The following is a 26,268-nucleotide window of genomic DNA, read 5'->3' as shown; positions in this document are numbered from 1 at the left end:
AGGCGAATTCAATTACGCCTACCATTTTTTATCTTTTTAGCTATCTTCATTTGAGAGCTTTAATATGTCAAGTAATTTAAAGAACAGACCGAGTACGATTGCTACAATTGTTGCCAAGCCCATACCAGATAGAGCAACTGTGCCAATTTGAACGGTGGCTCCGCTAATTCCTATCACTAAAACAACACAGGTAAGAATTAGATTCTGAGATCGGTTATAATCTACTTTTGCTTCGACAAGCATACGAAGTCCGCTTACCGCAATAATACCGAAAAGCAATAGGGAGATTCCTCCCATAACTGCAGTAGGTATAGATGATATTAGAGCTGCTAATTTACCAACAAAGGATAAAACCATAGCAAGTATTGCTGCAATACCAATTATCCAAGTGGAATATACTCTTGTAATCGCTAATACTCCAATATTCTCACCATAGGTAGTATTTGGAGTGGAACCAAGAAAACTGGAAATAATGGTAGAGATCCCGTTTCCCGCCAATGAGCGATCTAATCCAGGCTCTTTCATTAAATCCTTTTGAACAATATTACCAGTTACAAATAAATGACCAATGTGTTCGGGAATTAATACTAACGCTGCAGGAAGAATAATTAAAATAGCTGACCAATCAAACTTTATTTTATAAAATTCAGGTTGGGATATCCAAGAAGCTTCCTTTACAGTTGAAAAATCAACTAAGCCAAAGAAGTAAGCAATAATATAACCACCGATAATCCCTAAAAGTATTGGAATTATTTTCAGAAAACCTCTTAAGGTAACCCAACAGACTATCGTAATAGTTAAAGTAAGAAAGGAAACTAAAGCAACTTTAGGATCCATCGTCCAAGTAGGGTCTGCACCAGCTGGGGCAATCCATCCAGCCATTTCTGCTGCGGTGGGAACAAGTTCCAAGCCAATAACGGCAACAATGGCTCCCATTGCAGCTGGAGGGAAAATAACATCAATCCAGGTCGTGCCAACGAATTTTACAAGAATAGAAACAAGAGTCAAAACAATCCCGACAGCCAAAAATCCTCCAAGAGCATAACTGTACCCCTGGTCTCCGGCATAATTATCAAGTACGGCAAAAACCGGTGATAAAAAGGCGAAACTCGAGCCTAAAAATGCAGGTATTTTTCCCTTTGTAATAAAGATGTATAATAATGTACCGAAGCCGTTCATTAGTAAAATAGTTGCTGGATTTACCCCAAACAAAATTGGAACTAATACAGTGGAACCGAACATTGCAAATAAATGCTGAATACTTAACGGCAAACTTTTTAACAATGGTAATCGCTCATCAACTTGAATCTCTTTATAATGTGCCACAATTCATCCTCCTTTATAGTGCCCATCGGTTACCCAGAGGATATTCATAATTAAAGCAAAAGAACTTTCTTTAGAGAAGACAGCTTGGAAACTCTCATGGAAACAGAATAAGGATATATAATATTTCGCTGTTTTCTCTAGCAGGAAGAATTCCAGTTTTCTAGTCTATAAAAAAGCACCTTACCAAATATGGCAAGGTGCTAACTTCAAAGAGAATTACTTCTCTTTCAGTGACAGAATTTTATCTGTTCCACCTTGCCAGCCTCACTGGACTGGTTTAAAGGTAACCGTATGAACTTATCGTAGTTATTATGGCAGTATCTCTAAGTTATGTCAATTTCTTTTTTTATTTAATTTTCCCCTTGTAGCTGTACTTTTAGAATTTTACCGCTCGCTGTCTTGGGAAGCTCATCCATAAAAGTAACTGCATTTGGACATTCGGAAAATTCGAGTGTACGCCGACAATATTCGATAAGTTCTTCCTCTGTAGCGTCTTGGTTCTCATATAATACAACAAAAGCATGGGCAACTTCTCCCAGTTTCTCATGGGGAACGGGAACAACAGATGCTTCCTGAACAGCAGGGTGCTTAAGCAATAATCTCTCCAAACCAACAGAGGATATCTTAGTTTCTGCTGTATCAATATCTTTTTTTCGATCAATAACATGGATGTTGCCATTGCTATCAATCGTACCCAGGTCCCCCGTATATACCCAGCCTTCATCGTTTCTATTTTTAAATTGTTCTGTTCCATTACCTTTCACAATGACTTCACCTACTTCTATTCCGTCATGCTTTACGTCCTCTCCGTGCTTATTAATAACACGTACTTGAGTTTGAATCATCTGTTACCCCACCTTTTTATCAAGATTAAAATAGAAATCTTCTAAACAAATGTAATAGATTAAAAACGTTTTATTAAGAAAATTATATCATATGTTTGAAAGCGTTTTATAGTATTTGTTTTGTTTATCGCTCTATTAATCTTCCAAACAACAAAAAATAATCTATGTATTATTATTGAAAACTATCTTGCAATACGCTTACAATAAGGAAGACTAAGATATATTTAATAAAATATAAACAGAGAAGGGGGGAGCAGATGAAAAGCAGGAAGTTAATTGCTATAAACGTACTATTTTTGATCGTTTTTTTAGTAATAGTAGTTGCAGGAGTGCAGAAGTCGCAGATAAATAAGGTTGAATCAGCGAAAATAGAGGAGGAAGATAGTACTTTAGACGAAATTCCAGCTCCTTCTACTACTACTCTTACATTGGCAGAACCTGTAATAAAAACGCTCGATTTACACTATCGAGCAAAAAATGGGGAAGAGTGGATAAAAAAGAAGCAATTTACCGTAGATGCAGATGTGGAAATGGAAGAGGAAGTGGAGGAAGTCGTTCCTGAGGAAATAGAATCGGTTAGTAGCGAAACTGAAACAGTGGAGACTCCAACTTCGTTTTCAAATAATCATTACCAATCTGAACGAACTTACCAACAGAGTAGTACAAACTCCAGTAAAGAAAACTCGGGTAATACGCCTGAAAAAAATGCAGCCGAGGAAAATAGTCAAATAAAGACTGATGAATCAACTTCAGAGGCAGATGAAAAAAACGAATCGGACTCTAAAGAGGAAGCAAATGAGGAATCTCAGGATCAAGCTCCGGACAAAGATACAGGTACAGAGGATAAGGAAGAAACAGAGCAACCAGCAACCCCCCCGATAGAAGAAGATAAAAAGCCGGAGAAGGACCCCGAAGATGGAAAGCCAGTTGACCCACCAAAGCCAACTGAGCCAAAAGAAAATAAATAATCTTAAAAGGAGGAGAAACGATGGACTTAATAGGTAAAACAGCAATTATAACAGGTGCAAGTAGTGGGATAGGCAAGGGAATTGCAAAGCATTTGTCTGATGTTGGAGTGAATGTAGTGCTGGCTGCCAGAAATAAAGAAAAATTAGCAGGTGTTGCTGAAGAAATTAATCAATCGATGCAAGGTAAAGCACTAGCAGTGGAAACAGATGTCTCTAATAAAGAAGATATGGATGTATTAATCAAACAGGCGAGGAACACGTTCGGAAAGGTAGACATTTTTGTAAATAATGCCGGCCAAATGTTACATTCCCGAGTTCAAGATGGTCATGTTGATGAATGGGAAAAAATGATCGATGTCAATATTAAAGGTGTTTTATACGGAATTCATGGAGTGCTGCCGGAAATGATAGAAAGAAAATCAGGGCATATTATTAACATTGCGTCGGTATCCGGACATGAGGTTACCAAAGTAAGCACTGTATACAGTGCCACAAAATTTGCAGTACGGGCTATTTCTATGGGACTTGAAAAGGAACTCGCGAGAACAGGAGTAAGAGTAACAAATATTTCACCAGGAAAAGTGGATACAGATCTAGCGTCTGCGAGTCAATCTTCAGATCGTAAGCCGTTGCATACTGATGACATTGCAAAATCAGTAATTTATGCAGTCTCCCAGCCAGATTATGTCAATGTAAATGAAATAACTGTGCGGCCGGTATAATTAATCAATTTTTATTTTAGTGATTGATTATTAGCCTATTTAATAAAACTTTGCTATTATAAAAGTATTGTAAGAATAGTTTTTAGCGCAGTGCTATCAATTTTTAATATAGGTATAAATGACGCTTTAACTATAATCATACTTAGAACCAATCAGGAAGGTGGAAATTCTTATGAGTAACAAACCAAAAATAGTAGTTTTAGGTGCGGGTTATGCTGGTTTAACAACAACTAGACGCCTAGTAAAGACATTGTCTCCTGAACAGGCTGAAATTGTTTTAGTAAATAAACATAACTACCACTATGAGTCTACATGGCTTCATGAAGTAGCTGCCGGAACAATTAATCCAAACCAGGCACGCGTTATGATTAGTGATGTAGTAAATCCAAACAGAGTCCGTTTAGTATATGATTCTGTTGTAGAAATTAAGAAAGATGAACAACGTGTTGTACTTGAAAATAGTGAACTATCATATGATTACTTAGTGGTAGGTCTAGGTTTTGAGTCAAATGACTTTGGAATCAAGGGAATGGCAGAAAATGCTTTTGCCATTGAAGATATTGATTCAAGCCGTGAAATCAGTGAGCATATTGAGTATCAATTTGCTAAATATAACAATGATCAAAACGCAGAAGATCACAGCTTAAACATTTTAGTTGGTGGTGCAGGATTCACAGGGATTGAGTTAGTTGGTGAATTAGCTAATAAGGTGCCTGAGCTTTGTAAGAAGTATGATATCGATCGAAGTAAAGTCCGCATCATCAATGTAGAAGCAGCTCCATCTATACTTCCAATGTTTGATAAAGAATTAGTAGCTTATGCTAAGAAATCTTTAGAAGATCGCGGAGTAGAAATTAAAATTGGAGCAGCTATTTCTGAATGTACACCAGAAGGTTTCGTAGTAGGTGATGACAAAGAGCTTATTAAAGCAGGTACGATTATCTGGACTGGTGGTGTAAAGGGTAGCTCAGTGCTAGGTAAATCTGGTTTTGAACTAACTAAAGGTAAAGTAAATGTAGATGGCGACTTACGTATGAAAGGCGAAGAGAATGTGTTCGTCATTGGTGACTGTTCATGGGTTTGGAACAAAGAAGCGGATCGTCCTTATCCACCAACTGCACAACTTGCCATGCAGGAAGCAGATGTAGTTGCAGCTAACCTAAAAGCATTAATTTCTAACCAACCATTAACTGATTTTGTATTTAATGATAAAGGTACTGTTGCTTCTTTAGGTCATTCTGATGGTATTGGTAACATTTTCTCTGGTTATAAAATCCAAGGAAAAAGTGCTGCCACTATGAAGAAGGTAGTTGATAACCGTTCCCTTCTATTATTAGGAGGACCGAAATTAGTGCTTAAGAAAGGTAAATTCCGTCCTTTTTAAGACCTAATTTATCTAAAAAAATAAACATTCGATATAAGGAGGTTAACAAATAATGAAAAATAAAACATTATGTAACTTTTTGCTACTCCTCACTGCTTTAGTGGGATATAGAATGCTAACCGATTATATGGAAGACACAAAAGATTTTCGTTAAAAATAAAACCGCCTAACTGTTTAATTGCAGTTTTAGGCGGTTTTTTATTAGCTCGCAAGTTATACATGTCAACTTTCAACACAGTAAAAGTGTTTTTCATCACTGACATAGTGTAAACAATTCGAGTATACTTACAATAGGAGGGATTAGGATGAATACAGGTCTTTTATTATTTTTATTCGTTTTATTTGGGGTAGCTCTTTGGGGTACATTTTATGCATTCAAACAAGAAGAAGAAAAGATGAAAAAGTATGAGGAAGAAGGGGATACGGTTGAAGATCAATTAAAAAGATCATTGGAATATGAAAAATCTTCTTTAAAATCAAACGTACCAATACAAATATGGATTTATACTATTACAATTCTTCTTTCTCTTATTGCTTTTGCGATTTACCTTATTTGATTATTATATTTTTGGGTTTAATTTTAGCCTATCTTCTCATACTATCCACAGGAGGTATGAAAGATGAAAAAAATTTACTTCTTTATTTTATTTTTTATCTTTGTTTTAGTGGTAGTGTATCCCGTATCCGCAGAAAATAAGTTAGTTAACATAGAAAAAGCTGAGGTTGACCAATATGGACTTGCCTTATTTGATCCATTATTCATTAATCAGCAGAAGCTAGAACAGTTAATGGATAATTTGGATAAGCAGTTATATAAAGAACCGCAAAATGCAACTATCAGTGATAATGATAAAATTATTGACGGGAAACCGGGCTTAGCAATCGATAGAGAAAAGTTTCAAATAAATTTTCGTGAACGGTTTTATAATTCGGAAGATGAAAAGCTTAAGGTACCAATGCGAAAGGTATATCCACGAGTGGATCGTTCTTTGCTGGAAGAAATACGGGGAAAAGAACTGGGCAACTACGTGACTTACTATAAAGAAAACAATAAGGAGCGATCGCATAATATATCTTTGGCAGCAACTGCAATAAATAATTATGTCTTATTTCCCGGGGAGACGTTTTCTTTTAATCAAGTAGTCGGAAAGAGAACAAAAGAAAAAGGGTATAAGCGTGCTCCAGTGATTGTAAGGGGAGAGCTTGCAGAAGATATCGGTGGTGGTATTTGTCAAGTCTCGTCTACCCTTTTTAATGCAGTTAATCTAAAAGGTATTCAAATTGTAGAGCGTTATACTCATAGCCGCGAAGTGCCTTACGTTCCTCCTGGCAAAGACGCTACCGTAAGCTGGTGGGGGCCTGATTTTGTGTTTAAAAACATGTATAATCAACCAATATTAATACGCGCTTTCTCTAAAAACGGTAAAATGAATATTCGTATCTATTCTTCTGAATCTGCAACTTACTTCAAAGGTAATACTACTTGAAAGCATGCTAACTAATAGATTAACTAAGGTTTTCACAGGTGTTTATAATAATTAGCCACATATTGGCTTGTTTTGGGAATAAGTTGTTTTACAAGTTATAATTCTAATGAATGCTAGACGAATATTGGATTATTTTTATAGACAGGGGTTGAGTTAATAATAATGGGAAAAATGGACATTTTTAATATAGAAGAAAAAATAAAAGAAATAGATGATGATAATAGCAAAGAGGCTATTCAAGAAATTTTGATAGAATTTAATCGCAATCATTTTCCAAATGTTATTTCAAAAGCGAAGGAATATCGGAATAAGTTCCAAAACGAGCAACTAACACACTTACTGTTAATTATGGAAGCAACAAGTCACGCCAAAATTGGAGAGGGGAGCGCATCTATTGAAATTATCACCAGGCTCTATGAAGAGCAAAAAAGCCCTTCTGTTGATGACTTAATTTTATATAGCGAGTTGGCCTTTATGAATGATTATAAGCTTGCTCGAAGAATAATGAGTGAAGCAGTAAAGTTAATGGAAAGCAATGAAATAAATATCGAAAAAATTAGGCTTGCAAGAGCATATCTTGTTTTAGGAGAGACAGAAGAAAATCTTGAGAAGTACATAAGAGCAATTAAATATTATAAAAAGGCGTTAGCCCATTTTGTAGAAAGCAAACAAAAAGATTTGCAAATGATACAATTTCTGCATTTTAAACTAGGTGTGCTTCATTCTACAGTAAACAAACCAGAAGAAGGTGAGAATTATTTAAAGAAAGCAATGGAAATAGCAGAAAGTCAGCAGGATGTTAATGTTATTATCAACTGTATGGTGAGTTTAGCCAAGAATCTTGGGAGTAGGGGAGAAAACCAAGAAGCTTTTGCTTATTTAAAAAAAGCGCTTCCTATGTTTGAAGATTCGACTTTGAAAAACACAATGGTTCATGCGGAAGCTTATACAGAGTTAGCTTTTTATTATTTTGACCAGTCGCAACTTGAAGAAGCAGTTCCTAATTACGAAAATGCGATTCGTATTTATTTTAAACTATCACATTACTCTGCTCGAAAGTTAGGAATGATCCATATGCAGTATGCGTATTGTTTGGAACATAAAAAGAATCCGGAAGTTTCTAAAGCGGGCAATAAGTATGAGAAGGCTATTGAATTATTGGAGAGTTCAAATGATCGTGAACTTCTGGAGAATGCGCTTGCAGATGTTATATCCTTTTTTGCTCAAAAGAATAACTCGAAAAAGAAAAGGTTGTTTGAAAATAAATTTGTGCGGTTAACAAATAAAATGTAATAGTTTGTTTATTATTGACATAAGTACTAATCTAACATATGATAATGATAATCGTTATCACTTACATAGAGGATTAAAGGAGAGAAAGAAATGAAAAAATTAGGTTATCTATTTTTATTGCTTTTATTTATTTGCTTTTTGACAGCCTGTGGATCTGATGAAAAAGATGCCACCCAATCAAAAGAGGAATCAAACACTGGTAAAGAAGAAGCAAATGTTACAATAGAAGATGCATTTGGTGAACAAACGCTTAAAGAAACACCAAAAAACATTGTCGTGCTGGAGTGGTCTTATGCAGAAGACCTGCTTGCACTTGGAATCCAACCTGCAGGAGTTGCTGATTTAGATGGCTTTAACAAATGGGTAAATATTGATAAGAAATTTGATGAAAGCGTTGAAGATGTAGGTACACGTCAAGAACCTAACCTTGAAGCAATTTCTCGATTGAATCCAGATCTTATCATTGGAGTGAAATTCAGACATGAGCAATATTTAGACAGCTTAAAGGATATTGCTCCAGTAGTTACGTTTGCACCTTATGGTGATGAAGCTGTAAAAAATCATTATGAGAACATGATAAAAGAGTTTAAAACAGTGGCGAAAATCGTTGACCAAGACGCCAAAGCAGAAGAAGCCTTGCGAAATCTTGACGAAGTCATTGAAAGTGAAAAGAAACGTGTGGAAGAGGCAGATTTAGCAGGAGAGAAATACATTGCTACTCAAGCGTTTACAGCTCAAAACACGCCAACATTACGATTATTTACTGATAATTCCATGGTAGCACAAATCATGAATAACTTGGGCTTTAAAAATGCATATGAATCTGATAAAGTTGAACCGTACGGCTATAGTGAGGTAACAGTGGAAGCACTACAAAATTTCCAAGAAGAAAATATGCAGTTTTTATATATCGTGCAAGAAGATGATAATATATTTAAAAATCAATTGAAAGGTAATCCGGTGTGGGAGAATTTATCTTTTGTACAGGCAGGCAACACCCACTCATTACCTGGTGATACTTGGACATTTGGAGGAGTTTTATCTGCTGAAGTACTCACGAAACAGCTAGTCGATGCTATGGTAAATGAGTGATTAGATGAATCAATCGATAAAAAAGACAATGCTTGCGGTTCTTACCTTCGGAGGTGGAACCGCTCTTTTATGTTTTCTAGTATTTGTACATATTAATCAAGGAAGCGTTTCTATCCCTTACCAGGTAGTGTTAGATGCTATACTATCGCCTGAAGATAAGCTCGCACATCATACTGTTAGGATGTTGAGACTTCCTCGTGCACTAATGGGAGTAATTGCTGGTGGCGCTTTGGCGGTATCAGGTGTGATTTTACAATCAGTTACAAAGAATCCCTTAGCTTCAGCAAGTACATTAGGTATCCATTCAGGTACTTATTTCGCAGTGGTTCTATCAACTGTATTTGTGCCAGCTTCATTGATTGGAAACGGCATTATTCCTGCTTTTCTAGGTGGAATTATTACTTTCTTGCTTGTTTTTGCTTTATCAGGGGGAAACCGTGCAACTCCTGTCAGAATGGTGTTAGCAGGTATGATTGTTACGTTTTTGTTTTCTTCTCTAACAAGTGTACTGCAAATTTTTTATGAAAATGAGACTGCAGGTATTTTTCTCTGGGGATCTGGCACACTTGTGCAAAATGATTGGAGTGGTGTGCAATTTTCTTTACCTATTGTGTTTATTAGCTTTCTTCTCGTATTACTATTATCTTTTAAATTAGATACGTTAACTCTAGGAGACGATGTTGCAACAGCTTTAGGACAAAATGTTGCCATTCTGAAATTTGTTGCAATAATTGCAGCAGTTTTGCTAACTTCAGTTACAGTTAGCGTTGTTGGTCCCATTGGCTTTGTAGGTTTAGTTGCGCCACATATTGTTAAACTTATCGGTTATAGAAAACATTTTCCATTAATCATTGCTTCATTTCTATGGGGAGGGAATGTCTTACTTTTAGCTGATATATTGGCTCGTATTGTGGATCCCTCATTTTCTGAGCTGCCTGTTGGAGCAATTACGGCATTTATTGGAGCTCCTTGGCTAATTTATCTTGTATTAAGAATGAGGAAAAGAAAATATGGAGAAGAAAATACAGCTATTATTGCAGGGAAAATTACTAGAGGGGTGTCTTTGAAAATCATTATTCCTGCGCTAATCATAGCAATTGTTGTAGGGCTGGGAATAAGTCTATCCTCAGGAAATTACGGATTTGAACCTATTACTACTTGGCAGGCGTTGATAGGAGATAGTAATAAATTCATGAAGGATCTAATATTAGAACTTCGGCTTCCGCGTGCACTTGTAGCTTTAATGAGCGGAATGTTATTAGCTGCCAGTGGCTTGATTTTTCAAGGAGTACTTAGAAACCCGCTTGCAGACCCTTCTGTTATTGGAATTACTTCAGGTGCAGGTTTGGGCGCGCTATTAATGATGTATGTATTTGGTGTATCCGCTGTCTGGATTCCTATTGGCGGGATGATAGGAGCATTTCTGTTTTTTATTTTGGTTATGGTTTTAGCTATTCGTGCACAGTTCCAACCGACAATCCTAGCTCTATTAGGGATCGGTATTTCTGCGTTTGGTACGGCGGCTATTCAAATTCTTGTAGTTCAAGCAGATTTAGGTGTGGCCTCAGCTCTAACATGGCTATCAGGTACCACTTATGCAAAGGGATGGACTGAAATAATTTATTATTTGGTGTGGCCGGTTTTTCTAATCTTGCCTTTACTATTTCTGCGGATAGATATATTAGATACGCTTTCTTTAGGGGATGATACAGCGAAAGGATTGGGATTGAAAGTAATGTCTGTTCGATTTCAACTGGCTCTTTTAGCTACATTGTTGGCTGCCTTTAGTGTGGCAGCGGTAGGAGCGATCGGATTTATTGGTTTAATAGCTCCTCATTTTGCAAGATTACTTGTAGGACCGGCCAATAAACGATTATTACCTGTTTCCATATTAATTGGTGGATTTTTATTATTGCTTGCAGATGTACTAAGTCGGACTATATTCGCTCCAAACGAAGTTCCGGCAGGTATTATTGTAGCAATTATCGGAGCTCCTTATTTCTTATGGCTAATGAAGAGAAAAGCTTCATAGATTTAAAAGGCAATATTTTCTTGTAAATAAAAAAAGCGCAACATGCGCTTTTTTTATTTACGTTCTTTTATCCAATTAATTAACCCTCCAGATAAGATAATTTCCTTCTGACGGTTGGTAAGCTTATGTTGGACAGTTATTTCTTTATTGCTTTTTTGCAAAGTGGCAGATAATGTACTATCTTCTTGGATTTTTCTTCTTACATCTTTGAAGGTCAGCACCTCACCCTCAGTCAATTTATCATAATCTTCTTCGTTCGTAAATTGAAGTGGTAAGACACCAAAGTTAACTAAGTTTTGCCAATGAATTCTCGCATAATCCTTAACTAGTACGGCACGTAAGCCTAAATACCTTGGTGCCAGAGCAGCATGTTCTCTACTCGAACCTTGCCCATAGTTATTTCCGCCGACAATCATATGTCCACCCAATTCTTTACTTTTAATTCCTCTCTCGACATAAGTGGAGTCTACGTTTTCAAAGGTGAATTTACTAATTTCAGGTAAATTACTGCGATATGGCAAGACTCTTGCACCACCAGCTAATATTTCATCAGTAGATATATTGTCCCCTACTTTAAGAAGAATTGGTAGCTCCAACGTATCTGGTAGTTCGTCCATTTCAGGTATTGATACAATATTAGGTCCTTTTATTAATTCAACCTGTTTGGTCTCTTCTGGAGGTAAGGGATGCTCCAGAAGATCATCATTACGATTTTGATTTTTTAATTCCTTAACTTCTGGGTAAGGGAATTCCAAGGTTCTGGGGTCTGTTATCTCTCCGGTTAAGGCAGATGCTGCTGCTACCTCAGGACTACAAAGAAATACGCTGTCTTCCTTCGTTCCAGACCTGCCAGGGAAGTTTCGTGGTGTTGTCCTTAGACTGTTTTTACCTGAAGCAGGAGCTTGTCCCATCCCGATACAACCATTGCAACCGGCCTGATGCATCCGTGCTCCAGAACCAAGTAGACTTGCAATATGCATTTCCTTTACCAAATTTGTTAGCATTTGCCTGGAAGTAGGGTTAATGTCAAATGAAATTCCCGGTGCAATTGTACGGTCCTTTACTATTTCCGCAGCTACTGCAAAATCTCTAAACCCTGGATTTGCAGAAGAACCAATGTAAGATTGGTAAATAGGAGTTCCAGCCACTTCTTGTACAGGTACGACATTTCCAGGACTGGAAGGCTTAGCAATTAAAGGAACTAAGTCAGATAGATTGATTTCATCTTCCAAATCATATGTCGCATCATTGTCTGCTTTTAATTCTCTCCAATCCTCTTCACGCTGTTGTTTTTTTAAGAAGCCTCTCACTTCTTCATCTGAAGGGAAAACGCTAGTTGTAGCTCCAAGTTCTGCACCCATATTAGCAATAACATGGCGATCCATTGCGGAAAGGTTTTTAACACCTGGTCCATAGTATTCAATTATTTTCCCGACACCGCCTTTAACATCATAGCGGCGTAATAACTCAAGAATAATATCCTTAGCGCTAACCCAATCCGGTAGTTCACCTGATAATTTGACTCCAAAAATTTCTGGCATCGTAATGTATATTGGTTCTCCAGCTATCGCCATTGCAACATCTATTCCTCCAGCACCCATAGCAAGCATTCCCATGCAGCCATTGGCGCAGGTATGACTGTCAGACCCTAATAAAGTTTTACCAGGTTTAGCCAAACGTTGCATGTGAACGGGATGGCTTACACCGTTCCCAGGGCGACTATAGTATAATCCAAATCGCTTTGCTGCGCTTTCCAAAAATAGATGATCATCCGGATTTTTGCTATCTTCCTGGATCAAATTATGATCTACGTATTGGGCAGAAGCTTCAGTCTTTGCGTAGTCTAATCCCATTGCTTCAAGTTCAAGCATTACCATTGTACCCGTAGCATCTTGCGTCAATGTCTGGTCAATTTTTAACCCGATTTCTTCACCTGGTTCCATTGTTCCTGAAATAAGATGTTCCTTTATTAATTTTTGAGCAACATTTAGTCCCAAGTTATATCCTCCTCTAGCATGAGTTCTATTTACCTATTCCTTTGTTAGAAGATTTTCAAACCCAAGTTAAAAGCTATGCAACAATAGCATAGCTTTAATTTTAGAGTTTGAATTGTTTCTAATTTGATCATTAAGTTTGCTATGAGCTTCAATTTCAAAATTTATCTTAACATCCTCACCAACTAGTACTCCACCAGTTTCTAAAACTATTTACATACTTCTCTATTACCACAGTTACTAAATTTTAATCATGTTTCTTAATTAGATTAGTTGTACTAGTTTAAGAATTAAGATATAATTAAATTGATAACAGAATTAAGAACAAAGCCTTCAGGGGGAGCCGTTTGGCTGAGAGTGAACAAATAATTGTTCTTACCCTTTGAACCTGTTAGTTAATACTAGTGTAGGGATGGTGGCTTTTTTGATGGAAAAGTAATGTTTATGACTGGTTTCCCCATCAGGAAGTCTTCCCCTTTGGCATTGCTTTTTTTGTTGTCTAAATATGTAAAGAGGGGAGATCAAGATGTATGCGTTCAAATCGTACTTTATTTTTAATTGAGGTAGCTGTTTTCACAGCGCTAGCATTACTATTGGATATACTGCCGTTATCTTTTAAAATTTGGGCACAAGGAGGTTCCATATCGTTTGCAATGATTCCTGTCTTTATTGTGGCTTTCCGATGGGGAGTAAAAGGAGGGTTGCTTTCAGGTTTCTTATGGGGCGCCTTACAAGTTGCTACAGGTACGGCTTATATTTTACATCCTTTGCAAGGTTTTATTGACTATGCAATTGCTTTTACAGTTCTTGGCTTTGCAGGAATTTTTGCTCCTAAAATTCAGCAAGCAGTAAAACATAATAACACAAGCTCTTACCTTAGTTATATTACACTTGGTGTACTGTTAGGATCTGTTTTACGATTTCTTGCCCACTATACTGCCGGTGTTGTATTTTTTGAATCAGCAATTGAAGGGCAACCAGTATGGCTTTATTCATTAGTTTATAACGGATCTTACATGTTCCCATCCTTCATTATTTGTACAATACTTGTATTTTTCTTGTTTCACACTCAACCAAGGACCTTATTAAAAGCAGCTTAAATACTAGATACGTATTATCCAAAAAAGGTAATCTTTTATGATTACCTTTTTATTGTTCGTCTCAACTTGGCAAGCATAGTAATATATCTATACCATAACTAAATGGGAGGTGTGTACTTGAAAGAATTAATAGGAAAGTGTTTTCAATGTGAAAAAGAAGTATATTGCGAAAATGGTTTTTTTAATGGTGAACAAGTGCAGGGTAAATTATTTTGCCCGGAGTGTGCAGCTGAACTAAATAATTCTAATTAAAGTAAATAAGGCAACCGGGATTCGGTTGCCTTACTTATTAGTCAAGATAGCTTGCTACATTTTCATTGTTTGTCACAATTAGTAATACTTTTCCTTCATCCATATCTTCTTCGTAGTTCTCAGCTTCCGCTTCAGAGAACCCAATTTCTTGTAGCTTCGTTCGTAACTCGTCACCTTTTTTGTTGAATAGGTTCCCAACTGCATCTCCCAGGTCCATTTCTTTTATACCAATTGTGTTAGCGTCTGTGCTACTAGCTAAACGTTTTGTTCGATCATCGTCGTGAGATAGGAGATATACATCCTTTTTATCAATTCCCTTGTCTTGTAGAATAGATACCGCTGTTTTTAACTTCTCATCATTAGTAAATTCCTTTACATATGGTTTCATTATTTAAATTGCCTCCTTCTGATGTTAGAAAATGTATTCCCGCTTCTCGCAAATATAAACCCTTTATGTTATTGTCGCGATCTACTTTCCTTTTGCATAGGCTATATAACCATTACACGAAGGAGAGAGGTTTATGGAACTGACAATGTCCCATTGGTTATATGGTTTATTTACTCTTCTAATAATCGTTACCATGATTTTTAGAAAGGGAGTGGTTTTACCGACACTTTTAGGAACATTTATTGTTGCGTGGGTAGCTAAAGGGAGTATCATATCTGGATTTATTGCAATATTTCAAGCCAATCTTGTAGCTGCTCAAGAACTGTTTAGTATATTCTTGATAATCACCTTTATGCTTGCTTTGTTAAATTCATTAAGAGATTTAGGGGCAGACCAACGAATGATTCAACCAATACAGAAGATGATGATTAATGGCCATGTATCCTACTTTGTTTTAGTGGGTGTAACCTATGTCATATCATTATTTTTCTGGCCTACCCCTGCTGTTCCACTCATCTGCGCATTGCTCGTACCCGCTGCAGTAAGAGCGGGGTTACCGGTAATGGCCGCCGCGATGGCAATAGCTATTGCAGGGCAAGGCATGGCTCTGTCTTCGGACTATATTGTTCAAGTAGCACCAAGTTTATCGGCAAAAGCAGCTGGAATTAATATCGATATGGTAGCTGATAAAGCTTTGTTACTTTCTCTTATTACCGGTTTTGTGGCCATTGGTCTCGCATATTTATTTATTCGAAAGGAAATTAGAAGAAAAGGAGACCCGCTAAATGAAGCTGATTTAGAACATATGCAGGCACCAAAGGAAACAAACAAAACGGCTCATGTGAAGAGTTTGACGAAGTGGAGTAAGCTATTTGCGGTTATTGTACCTTTAGCCCTGTTGGGTGTGGTAATTTACATGGTTTATGAAAAATTATCATCGGGAAGAATGAGTGGATTTGAAGGTGGAGATGGGGCCGCATTTGTTGGCGGAGTAGCAGTAATTCTTTTGTTACTTGCAACTGTGGCATTTGGTAAGCAACATGCATTGGATTATATTAGCACACATATTACAGATGGTTTTGTATTTGCTTTTAAAGCAATGGGACCAGTAATTCCTATTGCAGGTTTTTTCTTTTTGGGTAGTTCCGACTTCTCTGGAAAGATCCTTGGACTAGAAAAGAATGCCCCGGCTTATTTGTTTGATTTAGTGCAATCCACCCAAGAATTCCTACCACAGAATGCCTTTTTAGCAGGTATAAGTATACTAATTATTGGTATTGTTACCGGATTGGATGGCTCTGGTTTTTCTGGTTTGCCTTTAACAGGAGCATTAGCCGCATCTTTGCAGAATACGTCTATTGATGCTGGAACTCTTGCAGCTATTGGACAAATGGGCTCTGTTTGGACTGGTGGGGGCACAATTGTAGCCTGGTCGTCGTTGATTGCCATTGCAGGTTTTTGTGGAATTTCTGTCATGGAATTAGTTAGAAAAAACTTTTTACCCGTTATTATTGGATTGTTGACGTCAACAGTAATAGCTATATTTTTGCTTTAAATTGCTTTCCGACTTCCTCTTTTGTTAGACTAAAAGGCAACATATTCAGATAGGAGGAAGAAGTGATGGAAAGTGCTACGAGTGCAATTGTGAAGGAATCTCTTGATGCTTTATTTGATGATACCAGCTTTTTGCCAGAATTGACTGATAAGACGAGAGAAAAGGCCTTTAGGTCATTGGTATCAATTCTATCAACCCCAAACCATGTTCATAAGTCTTTTCTCCGCATTCCTTTAGAGAACGGAGAAATTGTTCGGATCCCATCCTTTAGAGTGCAACATAATAATACGTTGGGGCCCTATAAGGGTGGGATTCGTTTTCATGAATCTGTAAATGAAAACGAAGTCATTAACCTTAGTACATTAATGACATTAAAAAATGCTCTCCATGAAGTTCCCTTTGGTGGGGGTAAAGGGGGAGTTATCATTAATCCGCGAGATTATGATGTTAAGGAATTGAATCTGATTTGCAAAAAATATGTGCAGTACTTTAGTCATATTTTAGGCCCGGAGAAAGACATACCTGCACCAGATGTGGGAACAGGAGAGCGAGAGATGGACTGGATGATGGGAGAGTATAAGAGTATACATCCCGGCCAAAAGTATAGAGGGAGCTTCACTGGTAAAAGTGTATTAAATGGAGGTTCACTTGGCAGAAAAGAAGCAACAGGCAGGGGTGTTTATTTTACCTTTCGCTATATGATGAGCGACTTTATTGGGGAGAAGTATAAATGGTTGGAAGAACGGGATAATATTTTTGCGAAAACAGCTCTTGCTAATTATGACAAATCTTTAAGAATAGCAATACAGGGTTTTGGAAATGTTGGTTCAATTATTGCTTTAGAGGCTTATAAATGTAATCATTTAAATAATAAAGTAATAGCAGTTAGTGATCAGAATGTTACTCTCTATAATTCAGAGGGGCTCGATATTTCCGCCTTAATAAAATATGCCAATAACAACAACAAGGATTTACCAACTTCTGAAGCCCAATTGGAAGATGCAGAGATTAAAGCCGAGGTGCGTAACCGGGAGGAGTTATTAACTTTAGATGTTGATGTTCTCTTTCTTGCAGCCTTGGAAGATCAAGTGCACAAAGATAATATGAAGGAAATAAAAGCACCAATAATTGTAGAAGGTGCCAATGGACCAATCACAAGCGAAGCAGATACTTACTTAAGTGATAAGGGTAATGTAATTATCCCGGATATTCTTGCAAATGCTGGTGGAGTGATTGTTTCTTACTTTGAATGGTTGCAGGGTAGAGAAACAAAGTTTTATTCAGAGGAAGAAGTGTATAAGCGTCTTTATGATAAAATGAAGCATACGTTTGATACGGTCTTTCCACAATATTTTGGTGATGCTTTTCCACTAAGACAGAACTGCTATATCCATTCGGTTATGCGACTCTCAACTATATTATTTAGGCAAGGAAAATTATATTAAGTAATAAATTCAGAAAGAGCATTCTTAGCGGAGTGTTCTTTTTTATTTAAAAGAATAAGGATTAATTAGTCGAAATATTTTTGTTATTATTTGAAAATATGTTTTAAAAAGTCATTAACAGGGCAATGGACTAATATACTTATCTATTATTTTTTACTTGGGGGAGGAATAGAATTGCAAGAACATATTGTTGTGACTATTAATGGGGAGGAGTACCTGGCAGAACCGGGCCAGAATCTATTGGATTTAATTAATACTACAAATGAATTTGTACCACAAATTTGCTATAACGAATCGTTAGGACCTATCAAAACATGTGACACATGCATGGTTAAAGTTGATGGGGAGATTGTTCGTGCTTGCGGAACAACCATTAATGATGTGATGGAAGTAAATACGGTCATTGAAACTGCAAAATCAGCCCAAAAGGAAGCATTGGACCGGATCCTGGAGAAACATGAACTGTACTGTACTGTTTGTGATTATAATAATGGATCTTGTGAGATTCATAATACAGTAGCTGAATTTGGCTTGGAGGAACAGTCACGTCCTTTTGAACCAAAACCGTATGAAATAGATAACTCCAGTCCATTCTATAGGTATGATCCAGACCAATGTATTTTATGTGGACGTTGTGTTGAAGTGTGTCAGGATGTTCAAGTAAATGAGACGTTATTAATAGACTGGAAACGTGAACAACCTCGTGTAGTATGGGATAATGATGTACCTATTGACCAGTCCTCCTGCGTTAGTTGTGGACAGTGTGTAACCGTTTGTCCTTGTAATGCTCTGATGGAAAAAAACATGGTAGGTGAAGCTGGTTTTATGACAGACCAAGAGCCAGGTTTATTACGTTCCATGATAGATTTAACAAAGAAGACAGAGCCAGGATATGGCCCTTTATTCGCGGTATCCGACACTGAAGCATCTATGAGAGAAGAGAGAATTGAAAAAACCAAGACAGTTTGTACATATTGTGGTGTCGGCTGTACTTTTGATGTATGGACAAAGGACCGAAAGATACTGAAAGTGGAACCACAGCAGGACTCTCCTGCAAATGGCATTTCTTCTTGTATTAAAGGTAAATTTGGCTGGGATTTTGTTAATTCCGAAGAACGACTTACTCGTCCATTAATTCGAAAAGATGATCACTTTGTAGAAGTGGAGTGGGAGGAAGCTTTATCCTATGTTTCTAAACGATTTAATGAGATTAAAAAAGAAAAAGGAGCAGATTCTTTAGGATTTATTGCTTCTTCTAAAGCAACAAATGAAGAATCTTACTTAATGCAAAAATTTGCTAGACAGGTAATAGGTACAAATAACGTGGATAATTGTTCCAGATATTGTCAGTCGCCAGCTACTAAGGGACTTTTTCGGACAGTTGGTCACGGAGGAGATTCCGGTTCTATAGATGATATTGCAGAAGCTGAAATGGTAATTACTATAGGTTCCAACACTGCTGAGTCTCATCCAGTCCTGGCATCCAGAATAAAACGATCCCACAAATTATTCGGTCAAAAATTATACGTTTTTGACCTCCGTAAACATGAGATGGCTCAACGAGCTGATCGCTTTTTTCAGCCAAAGAGTGGTACAGATTTAGTATGGTTATCTGCAGTCACTAAATACATTATTGATCAAGGATGGGAAAACAAGGATTTTATAGGCAAGTGGGTTAATGGGTTCGAGGAGTATAAAGAAAGCTTAAGCAAATTTACGCTGGAGTATGCTGAAAAGATGACCAATATTCCAAGAGAAGATCTGATTGATATTGCAAAACAGATTGTAAATGTTGATAAACTAGCCATTTGCTGGGCTATGGGCGTTACTCAGCATCAACTTGGAAGTGATACTAGTACGGCAATATCTAACTTATTATTAATTACAGGAAATTATATGAGAAATGGAACTGGAGCGTTTCCGTTACGAGGACATAATAATGTTCAAGGGTGTAGTGATTTTGGAAGTATGCCTAATTTCTTCCCTGGGTACGAAAAGGTTTCAGATGATAATGCGAGAACACGCTATGAAAAAGCATGGAACACAGAAATTCCTAATGAACCTGGGATGGATAATCATGAAATGATGGTAGCAATCCATGAAGGCAAGCTTAATGCGCTTTATATCAAGGGTGAAGATACAGGGATTGTTGATGCAAATATCAATTATGTTACAGAAGCATTGGAAAAATTGGATTTCTTTGTGGTACAAGACCTATTTCTGACTCACACAGCTCAGTATGCAGACGTAGTTTTACCTGCTGCCCCGAGTCTTGAAAAAGATGGAACTTTCACGAACACTGAAAGACGAATCCAACGATTGTATAAAGCCCTAGATCCAATGGGTGAGTCCAAACCGGATTGGGTGATTCTAAAAGACTTAGCAAATAAAATGGGCTTTGATTGGAACTATCGTCATCCGTCTGAAATAATGAGTGAAGCAGCCTCTCTTGCACCATTGTTTGCAGGTGTGGACTATAAGCTGCTTGAAAACTACAATAGTTTGCAATGGCCTGTACAGGAAGATGGTACGGATACACCGTTATTATTTACCAATGGCTTCCCTTTTGAAGATAATAAGGCTAAATTATATCCTTTAAGCTTTGAATTAAAACATGATACAAATGAAGAGTTTGATTTACATGTTAATAATGGAAGAGTACTTGAACATTTTCACGAAGGAAACATGACATTTAAATCTTCAGGGATTGTAAAAGAATTACCTTCTTCCTTCATTGAAATCTCACCAGAATTAGCAAAGGAACGAGAGATTAAGGAAGGAGCAAAAGTAAAATTAGTATCAAAAGCTGGAGAAACTACTGGGAAAGTGCATATTACAGATAGAGTTAGTGGGAATGAATTATATTTACCATTAAATGCCAGTGGGAAATCAGCGGTTAACTATCTGACAGATAATAGTGTAGATAAGGATTCTAATACACCTGCTTATAAAGAAATTGCAGTAAGAATGGAAGTATTGGAGAAAAAAGGAAAAAGTCCATTACCAGATAATAATTACCGAAGGGGAAATCGCCAACCACAGATTGGTGTACAACCTGAGCGAAAATGGGAGCGGAAAGACTATATTTTCCCAGGGAAGGTGAACAAAAATGGCTAATCCTATATCAGATATTAAGCGTATGGAAATTCCTGCTGAAGACATAGAGAGAAAGAACTTGGACGAGCTTATAAAAACAGTAAGTGAAAACAAAGAGTCATGTATAAAAGGAATAGATCTTCTATCAGCGATGAATGAAAGCGGGATGCTTGATGCAGTTAATGCTTTAATAAAACATCGAAAGGAAGCAACAAAAAATGTGGTTCAAGAATTAAATAAGCCACAATACTCTGCAACTTTAGAAAATCTAGTTGAACTATTCCTTTTACTTGGGGAAATCAATGTGAATGAAGTTAGTAATATGACAGATAAAATTAATCATGGATTAAAAGAAGCCATGGAAGTACCGCCAAGTAATCAAGAAAAAATGAATTATATTGGTATGGTTAAGGCGTTAAAAGATCCGGAGATTAATAAAAGTATTACAATGATCCTCTCATTTCTAAAAGGTATGGGTAAAGAATTGTAGATAATCCTAAAAACCTGGAGTATGACATTATTACTCTAGGTTTTTTATGTGTTAAATTTTGTTGCAATTTAAATAATTATGAATTAATATAATGGTTATAATAGATAGCGCTTTCACATAGCGTAAAATAGGATAAGTCTTTCTAGCTATCCTAAAAAATTTTAAGGGGGGATTTTCATGTCAGGAATTTTGGTTGCATTACTAGGTATTGTTGTATTGTCATTAGGTTATCGCTATTATTCAAAATTTGTAGCTGAAAAGATTTTTCGTTTAGACCCTAACTATGTTACACCAGCACATCGGTATAAAGATGGGGTGGACTTTGTCCCTACTAATAAATTTGTATTATGGGGGCATCACTTTACTTCAGTTGCTGGGGCAGCCCCAATCCTAGGTCCAGCGATAGCTGTGTATTGGGGATGGCTACCTGCCTTCTTATGGGTGATACTGGGGACAGTTTTTGCTGCTGGAGTGCATGACTTTGGTACATTGGTTCTTTCAGTCCGTAATAAAGGTCAATCTGTTGGTACATTAGCACATCGACTTGTTGGTCAAAGGGCGAAAATTTTGTTTTTATTTATTATTTTAATACTAGTATTAATGGTTAATGCAGTTTTTGCTTGGGTAATATCTAATTTGTTTATTTCTTATCCAGCTAGTGTTCTACCAGTATTTATCCAAATTCCTCTTGCAATCTGGATTGGTCATGCGGTTTACAAACGAAATAAAAAGATGCTGGTACCTTCACTCTTTGCTTTGGCTGCAATGTACTTAGCTGCCATCTTAGCTAGCAAAGTAGGCTTTTTGCAGATCGACTTAGTACAATACATGGGTGGAGAAGATGGGTCTGGATTATTTGGACTAGGTGCAGTTTCCACTGCATTTCTAATTTGGATTGTAATTCTTATGATATATGTTTATATTGCTTCCACTTTGCCGGTTTGGAAGTTACTACAACCAAGAGATTTTATTAACTCTCACCAACTAGTTGTAGGTTTAGGTATATTATATTTGGGTCTGTTGTTTACAAATCCCGAGATGACTGCTCCAGTTACAAATGCTAATCCGGATACACCATGGTTGCCATTATTATTTATAACTATAGCGTGTGGTGCTATATCTGGGTTTCATGGGCTTGTATCTTCTGGGACTTCTTCAAAACAATTGGATAAAGAAACAGATGCTCGCATGGTAGGTTATTTAGGTGCGGTTGGGGAAGGCGTACTAGCGTTAGTTTCTATTATTGCGGTAGCAACTTTCTTTGCAAATACGGATGAATTTTTGGCAACATATAGTAGCTTTTCTGCTGCTAATGGAGCTGGATTAGGAGTATTTGTAGAAGGGGCGGCAGGTCTGGCAGGTGGATTAGCAATTCCTCCAGATATAGCAACTACGATTGTTTCTATAATTGTAGTGAGTTTCGCTGCTACAACATTAGACACATCTGTACGACTTATGCGATATATTATTGCTGAACTTGGTGTGGAATACAAGGTCCCTGCTTTGACAAAAACTCATGTTGCCACAACTGTGGCCGTTGTTTCCAGTGCAGCCTTGGTGTTGTTGCCAGAAGGTCCGAAAGGTTTTGGTTCTGGAGGATACCAATTATGGCCGCTCTTTGGAACAGCAAATCAATTGTTAGCAGGGATTAGTTTAATGCTAATTGCTGTATGGCTAAAACGGTTAGGAAGAAACTATGCTGTTGTATTAATTCCGATGATTTTCCTGATGTTCATGACTTTGTATGCTATGTTCCAGCAGGTATTATTTGAATGGTCGTGGTTTGGAAGTAACTCAAATACTCTACTATTTGTTCTTGGAGCAATTATATTTGTGTTTGCCATTTGGATTATCTTAACTGCTTTTTCTGTCTTATCAGGTAAACAGGAAACACCATTGGATGATGATACTGAAAATTACGGATAGGGATTAAAAAGGGATCATGAAAATGGTCCCTCTTCATACATAAGTTTCACTATAGAGAAGTTACATTAAAATACGGTTCTACTGCAAATGTTGGGGTACAAACACATCTCGTACATTCCTTGTTGGAATAAACTCCGAAGTAACTATTCGTGTTTAGGTTATGTGCTGGAAAGCTCACTGAAGTAGTTGAAGAGGTAAGCCCCATTGATTTCCGTTGCATGCGGACGCTTTCCGCCGGCATGGCTTCAGCCGCTTCCTCCGCTACGCTCCGTGCAGGGTCTTCAGCTCATGCTATTCCGGCAGGAGTCGCCGCATTCCACTCCAATCAATTCTTACACAACACATACTGGGTGTATGCGAACGCAATTTTTCTTCGTAGATATAATAGTAAATAGTAGCGAAGGGGAAATATGGAGACTCCAGCGGGAGGAGAGGCCTCGATGAGACCCCGGAACGCGTAGCGTGAGGAGGCTCATCAGCCGCCCGCGGAAAGCGGAATATTTCCCCGTAGCGGTGATTTACGCAGCCTCTATATTCTTAGTTAGTTCGAGTTTATCTATTTTCCGAAAAATTGAACAACCCCAACATATATATTAGAACCTAAAATACAAATCGCTTTCAAATTCTATCATTTGGTAAAGGAGCAGTATTATGTTTGAACAACTAAAAAAATTAGTGCAGTTTTACGATGAAGTATTAAGTATGCCACATCGTCAGGAAATTGCTCGTGAACTAAGAGATGAAGACGACTTGTTCATGCTCCTGCTATATTCAGAGATGATTGGGATACCAAACCCAGTCTATTATTACACACTTGAATTATACCCATACATGATGGAAAAGTTTCATGACTGGCATTTGAGAATGGGTATGGAAAAGTCTCCATTAACAGGCATCCGTTGCTGCTGACAAGTTATTAACATGGAAAAGGTGATATACGATGATCGATTTTAGTAAGAAAATTATTTTTGTAGGGGGTAAGGGGGGAGTTGGAAAATCGACTTCCGCCGCTGCTATTGCCTGGAAATCAGCAGAAAAAGGATATAATACATTACTAGTATCAACAGACCCAGCCCACAATTTAGGAGATATTTTCAGTCAAAAAATTGGCGGAGATATTACACAGGTAGATAACATGCTGTATGCCCTGGAAATTGATCCAGAAAGAGAAACTACAAATTACATTAATACCGTAAAAGATAATATTAAAGGAACAGTTCAATCAAGTATGATGGAAGAAGTACATCGACAGCTAGATACTGCTAAAGCCTCGCCTGGAGCAGATGAAGCAGCGTTATTTGATAAGCTGATCTCAATAATATTAGAGGAAAGCGAAAACTTTGATAAACTAATATTTGACACTGCACCTACTGGGCATACGATCCGTCTATTATCTCTACCTGAGTTAATGGGTGTTTGGATTGAAGGGCTCCTGCAAAAAAGACAAAAAGCAAATGAAAACTATACCCAATTGTTAAATGACGGAGTTCCAGTTGAAGATCCAATATATGAAGTGCTCAAAACACGACAAGAGCGTTTTTCAAAAGTAAGGGAAATTATGTTAAATGATACATTGACAGGTTTTGTTTTTGTGTTAAATCCCGAAAGACTTCCTATTATGGAAACAGAAAAAGCAATCAAATTACTTGACCAATATGAGCTTCCCGTGAAAACATTGATAATAAATAAAGTACTTCCTAATCACGCAGATGGGGGGTTCTTTCTTCAACGTAGAAAGCACCAGCAGCAATATTTAGATTTAATTAAAAAAACATTTAATCATCAGGAAAAAATATTTATACCATTATTTAGCCACGATATTACAAAAAAAGATGAACTGGCTGAATTTAGCAGTTTTTATTAGAAAGGAAGATTATTTTGAAGGCTTTCGTACATGAATTTGGTGAATTAAAAATAAAGGAGATGCCTGATCCTGTTGCTCTAGATAACGAAGTAGTAGTCTCACTTCGCACAGCAGGTTTGAATCGAAGAGATTTATATATACCAAATAGACGAGGTGAAGAGCAGGATGCATTGATTCTCGGTTCGGATGGAGCGGGTATTATAGATTCTGTTGGTAAGGAAGTAACTGAATTCCAAGTAGGTGATGAAGTGATTATAAATCCTGCGCTTCGCTGGGACAGAAATAGTGATGCGCCTCCCAAAGGTTTTGACATTTTGGGAATGCCTGATCACGGAACATTTGCTGAAAAAATAGCTATTTCTGCCGAGCAAGTTGAAAGAAAGCCAAGTCATCTCACATGGGATGAAGCAGGTGTACTTGCTTTGTCTGCACTGACCGGTTATCGAGCTTTATTCACCAAAGGGGAAATAAAAAAAGGGGATACTGTATTTATACCGGGAGCAGGAAGTGGGGTTGCAACATATCTAATATCATTTGCTAAAAATGTGGGTGCAAAAATAATTGTAAGCTCCCGTAGTCAAGACAAGCTGCAAAAGGCAAAAGAGCTTGGTGCTGATATTACTCTCACTAATGATAGTGATTGGACAAGTAAGTTAAAAAAAGAAACTGTGGATTTAGTTATAGACAGTGTAGGGAAAGCAACATTTAACCGTTCTTTGGAAGTACTTAAAAAAGGTGGCAGAATGGTTGTATTTGGAGCGACAACAGAGGATACCATAGATCTTGATCTGCGTGCTTTTTTCTACGGGCAATACCAATTGTTTGGCTCGACAATGGGAAGCCGTCAAGAATTAACAGCATTATTAAATCATATAGAAAACTTCTCTATGCGACCAGTAGTTGACAGTATATATAATTTGGATGAAATGCAGGATGCTTTTGACCTATTAAAACAGAACGAGCAATTTGGAAAGATAGCTATCAAAATAAATTAAAAAGACGGGATCTC

At 37.2% G+C, this 26,268-nt stretch carries 22 protein-coding genes and 1 riboswitch; of the genes, 18 read left to right on the top strand and 4 right to left on the bottom strand.

All coding sequences use genetic code 11. From position 1 onward, the window contains the following. Positions 1–36: 36 nt before the first annotated feature. Both uraA and BME96_RS11930 read right to left on the bottom strand, forming a co-directional pair. Positions 37–1,326: a uracil permease gene (gene uraA, locus BME96_RS11935; protein WP_060680709.1), complete on the bottom strand. Its 1,290-nt coding sequence runs from the start codon at positions 1,324–1,326 to the stop codon at positions 37–39. A gap of 350 nt (positions 1,327–1,676) precedes the next feature. Continuing rightward, positions 1,677–2,171, bottom strand: a complete 495-nt coding sequence (locus tag BME96_RS11930; protein WP_060680711.1) for a class I adenylate-forming enzyme family protein — start codon at positions 2,169–2,171, stop codon at positions 1,677–1,679. A gap of 257 nt (positions 2,172–2,428) precedes the next feature. On the opposite strand from BME96_RS11930, the gene BME96_RS11925 reads away from it, so the two are divergent. The 8 genes from BME96_RS11925 to BME96_RS11890 all read left to right on the top strand — a co-directional run bounded on the left by BME96_RS11925 (position 2,429) and on the right by BME96_RS11890 (position 11,149). Next, entirely contained in the window at positions 2,429–3,139 is a 711-nt protein-coding gene (locus BME96_RS11925) for a hypothetical protein (RefSeq protein WP_071649143.1), read from the top strand. A 20-nt stretch (positions 3,140–3,159) separates the two neighbouring features. Continuing rightward, complete coding sequence (locus BME96_RS11920) at positions 3,160–3,861, top strand: SDR family oxidoreductase (RefSeq protein ID WP_071649142.1); 702 nt, start codon at positions 3,160–3,162, stop codon at positions 3,859–3,861. Between the two features lie 172 nt (positions 3,862–4,033). After that, complete coding sequence (locus tag BME96_RS11915) at positions 4,034–5,245, top strand: NAD(P)/FAD-dependent oxidoreductase (protein ID WP_019376127.1); 1,212 nt, start codon at positions 4,034–4,036, stop codon at positions 5,243–5,245. A 305-nt stretch (positions 5,246–5,550) separates the two neighbouring features. Beyond that, a complete protein-coding gene (locus tag BME96_RS11910) occupies positions 5,551–5,802 on the top strand; it encodes a hypothetical protein (RefSeq protein ID WP_019376125.1) in 252 nt (83 codons plus the stop codon). 63 nt (positions 5,803–5,865) lie between these two features. Next, complete coding sequence (locus BME96_RS11905; RefSeq protein ID WP_019376124.1) at positions 5,866–6,732, top strand: VanW family protein; 867 nt, start codon at positions 5,866–5,868, stop codon at positions 6,730–6,732. Positions 6,733–6,894: 162 nt separating this feature from the next. Next, positions 6,895–8,025, top strand: coding sequence for a tetratricopeptide repeat protein (locus BME96_RS11900; RefSeq protein ID WP_071649141.1), 1,131 nt, complete (start codon positions 6,895–6,897; stop codon positions 8,023–8,025). 90 nt (positions 8,026–8,115) lie between these two features. Continuing rightward, positions 8,116–9,117 carry an ABC transporter substrate-binding protein gene (locus BME96_RS11895; RefSeq protein ID WP_060680719.1) on the top strand — a complete coding sequence of 334 codons (1,002 nt, stop codon included), beginning with the start codon at positions 8,116–8,118 and terminating at the stop codon, positions 9,115–9,117. A gap of 4 nt (positions 9,118–9,121) precedes the next feature. Further along, on the top strand, positions 9,122–11,149 hold the full coding sequence (locus BME96_RS11890) for an iron ABC transporter permease (RefSeq protein ID WP_071649140.1): 2,028 nt from the start codon (positions 9,122–9,124) through the stop codon (positions 11,147–11,149). Positions 11,150–11,202: 53 nt separating this feature from the next. Here BME96_RS11890 and BME96_RS11885 read toward each other — a convergent pair whose 3' ends face one another. After that, positions 11,203–13,146, bottom strand: coding sequence for an aconitate hydratase (locus BME96_RS11885; RefSeq protein ID WP_071649139.1), 1,944 nt, complete (start codon positions 13,144–13,146; stop codon positions 11,203–11,205). Positions 13,147–13,469: 323 nt separating this feature from the next. Beyond that, positions 13,470–13,573, top strand: a riboswitch (TPP riboswitch). Positions 13,574–13,673: 100 nt separating this feature from the next. On the opposite strand from BME96_RS11885, the gene thiT reads away from it, so the two are divergent. Continuing rightward, positions 13,674–14,243, top strand: a complete 570-nt coding sequence (gene thiT / locus BME96_RS11880; RefSeq protein ID WP_071649138.1) for an energy-coupled thiamine transporter ThiT — start codon at positions 13,674–13,676, stop codon at positions 14,241–14,243. Between the two features lie 117 nt (positions 14,244–14,360). Next, positions 14,361–14,495 (top strand): hypothetical protein, encoded by a 135-nt coding sequence (locus BME96_RS20055; protein WP_256200829.1) that lies wholly within the window; start codon positions 14,361–14,363, stop codon positions 14,493–14,495. Positions 14,496–14,532: 37 nt separating this feature from the next. Here BME96_RS20055 and BME96_RS11875 read toward each other — a convergent pair whose 3' ends face one another. After that, positions 14,533–14,883: a YflT domain-containing protein gene (locus tag BME96_RS11875; RefSeq protein WP_019376117.1), complete on the bottom strand. Its 351-nt coding sequence runs from the start codon at positions 14,881–14,883 to the stop codon at positions 14,533–14,535. Positions 14,884–15,016: 133 nt separating this feature from the next. Here BME96_RS11875 and BME96_RS11870 point away from each other — a divergent pair, with 133 nt between their 5' ends. From BME96_RS11870 to BME96_RS11835, 8 genes are all read left to right on the top strand, one after another. Next, a complete protein-coding gene (locus tag BME96_RS11870) occupies positions 15,017–16,438 on the top strand; it encodes a hypothetical protein (protein ID WP_071649137.1) in 1,422 nt (473 codons plus the stop codon). 65 nt (positions 16,439–16,503) lie between these two features. Next, positions 16,504–17,883 carry a Glu/Leu/Phe/Val family dehydrogenase gene (locus BME96_RS11865; RefSeq protein WP_071649136.1) on the top strand — a complete coding sequence of 460 codons (1,380 nt, stop codon included), beginning with the start codon at positions 16,504–16,506 and terminating at the stop codon, positions 17,881–17,883. Between the two features lie 174 nt (positions 17,884–18,057). Then, positions 18,058–21,000 (top strand): formate dehydrogenase subunit alpha, encoded by a 2,943-nt coding sequence (gene fdhF / locus BME96_RS11860; protein ID WP_071649135.1) that lies wholly within the window; start codon positions 18,058–18,060, stop codon positions 20,998–21,000. Further along, positions 20,993–21,469, top strand: coding sequence for a helical membrane plugin domain-containing protein (locus BME96_RS11855; RefSeq protein ID WP_019376113.1), 477 nt, complete (start codon positions 20,993–20,995; stop codon positions 21,467–21,469). Before fdhF ends, BME96_RS11855 begins: the two co-directional genes overlap by 8 nt. Before the next feature lie 177 nt (positions 21,470–21,646). Beyond that, positions 21,647–23,395, top strand: a complete 1,749-nt coding sequence (locus BME96_RS11850; protein ID WP_019376112.1) for a carbon starvation CstA family protein — start codon at positions 21,647–21,649, stop codon at positions 23,393–23,395. 651 nt (positions 23,396–24,046) lie between these two features. Then, positions 24,047–24,304, top strand: coding sequence for a cory-CC-star protein (locus BME96_RS11845; protein ID WP_019376111.1), 258 nt, complete (start codon positions 24,047–24,049; stop codon positions 24,302–24,304). A gap of 31 nt (positions 24,305–24,335) precedes the next feature. Beyond that, positions 24,336–25,259 (top strand): ArsA family ATPase, encoded by a 924-nt coding sequence (locus BME96_RS11840; RefSeq protein WP_019376110.1) that lies wholly within the window; start codon positions 24,336–24,338, stop codon positions 25,257–25,259. Between the two features lie 14 nt (positions 25,260–25,273). Next, complete coding sequence (locus tag BME96_RS11835; protein WP_071649134.1) at positions 25,274–26,254, top strand: zinc-binding dehydrogenase; 981 nt, start codon at positions 25,274–25,276, stop codon at positions 26,252–26,254. Positions 26,255–26,268: the final 14 nt, after the last annotated feature.

Origin of the sequence: Virgibacillus halodenitrificans (assembly GCF_001878675.1) — a bacterium.
Classification (GTDB): domain Bacteria; phylum Bacillota; class Bacilli; order Bacillales; family Amphibacillaceae; genus Virgibacillus_Q; species Virgibacillus_Q halodenitrificans.
The sequence above is the reverse complement of the archived record's forward strand: the minus strand, read 5'-3'. Positions and strand labels throughout refer to the sequence as shown.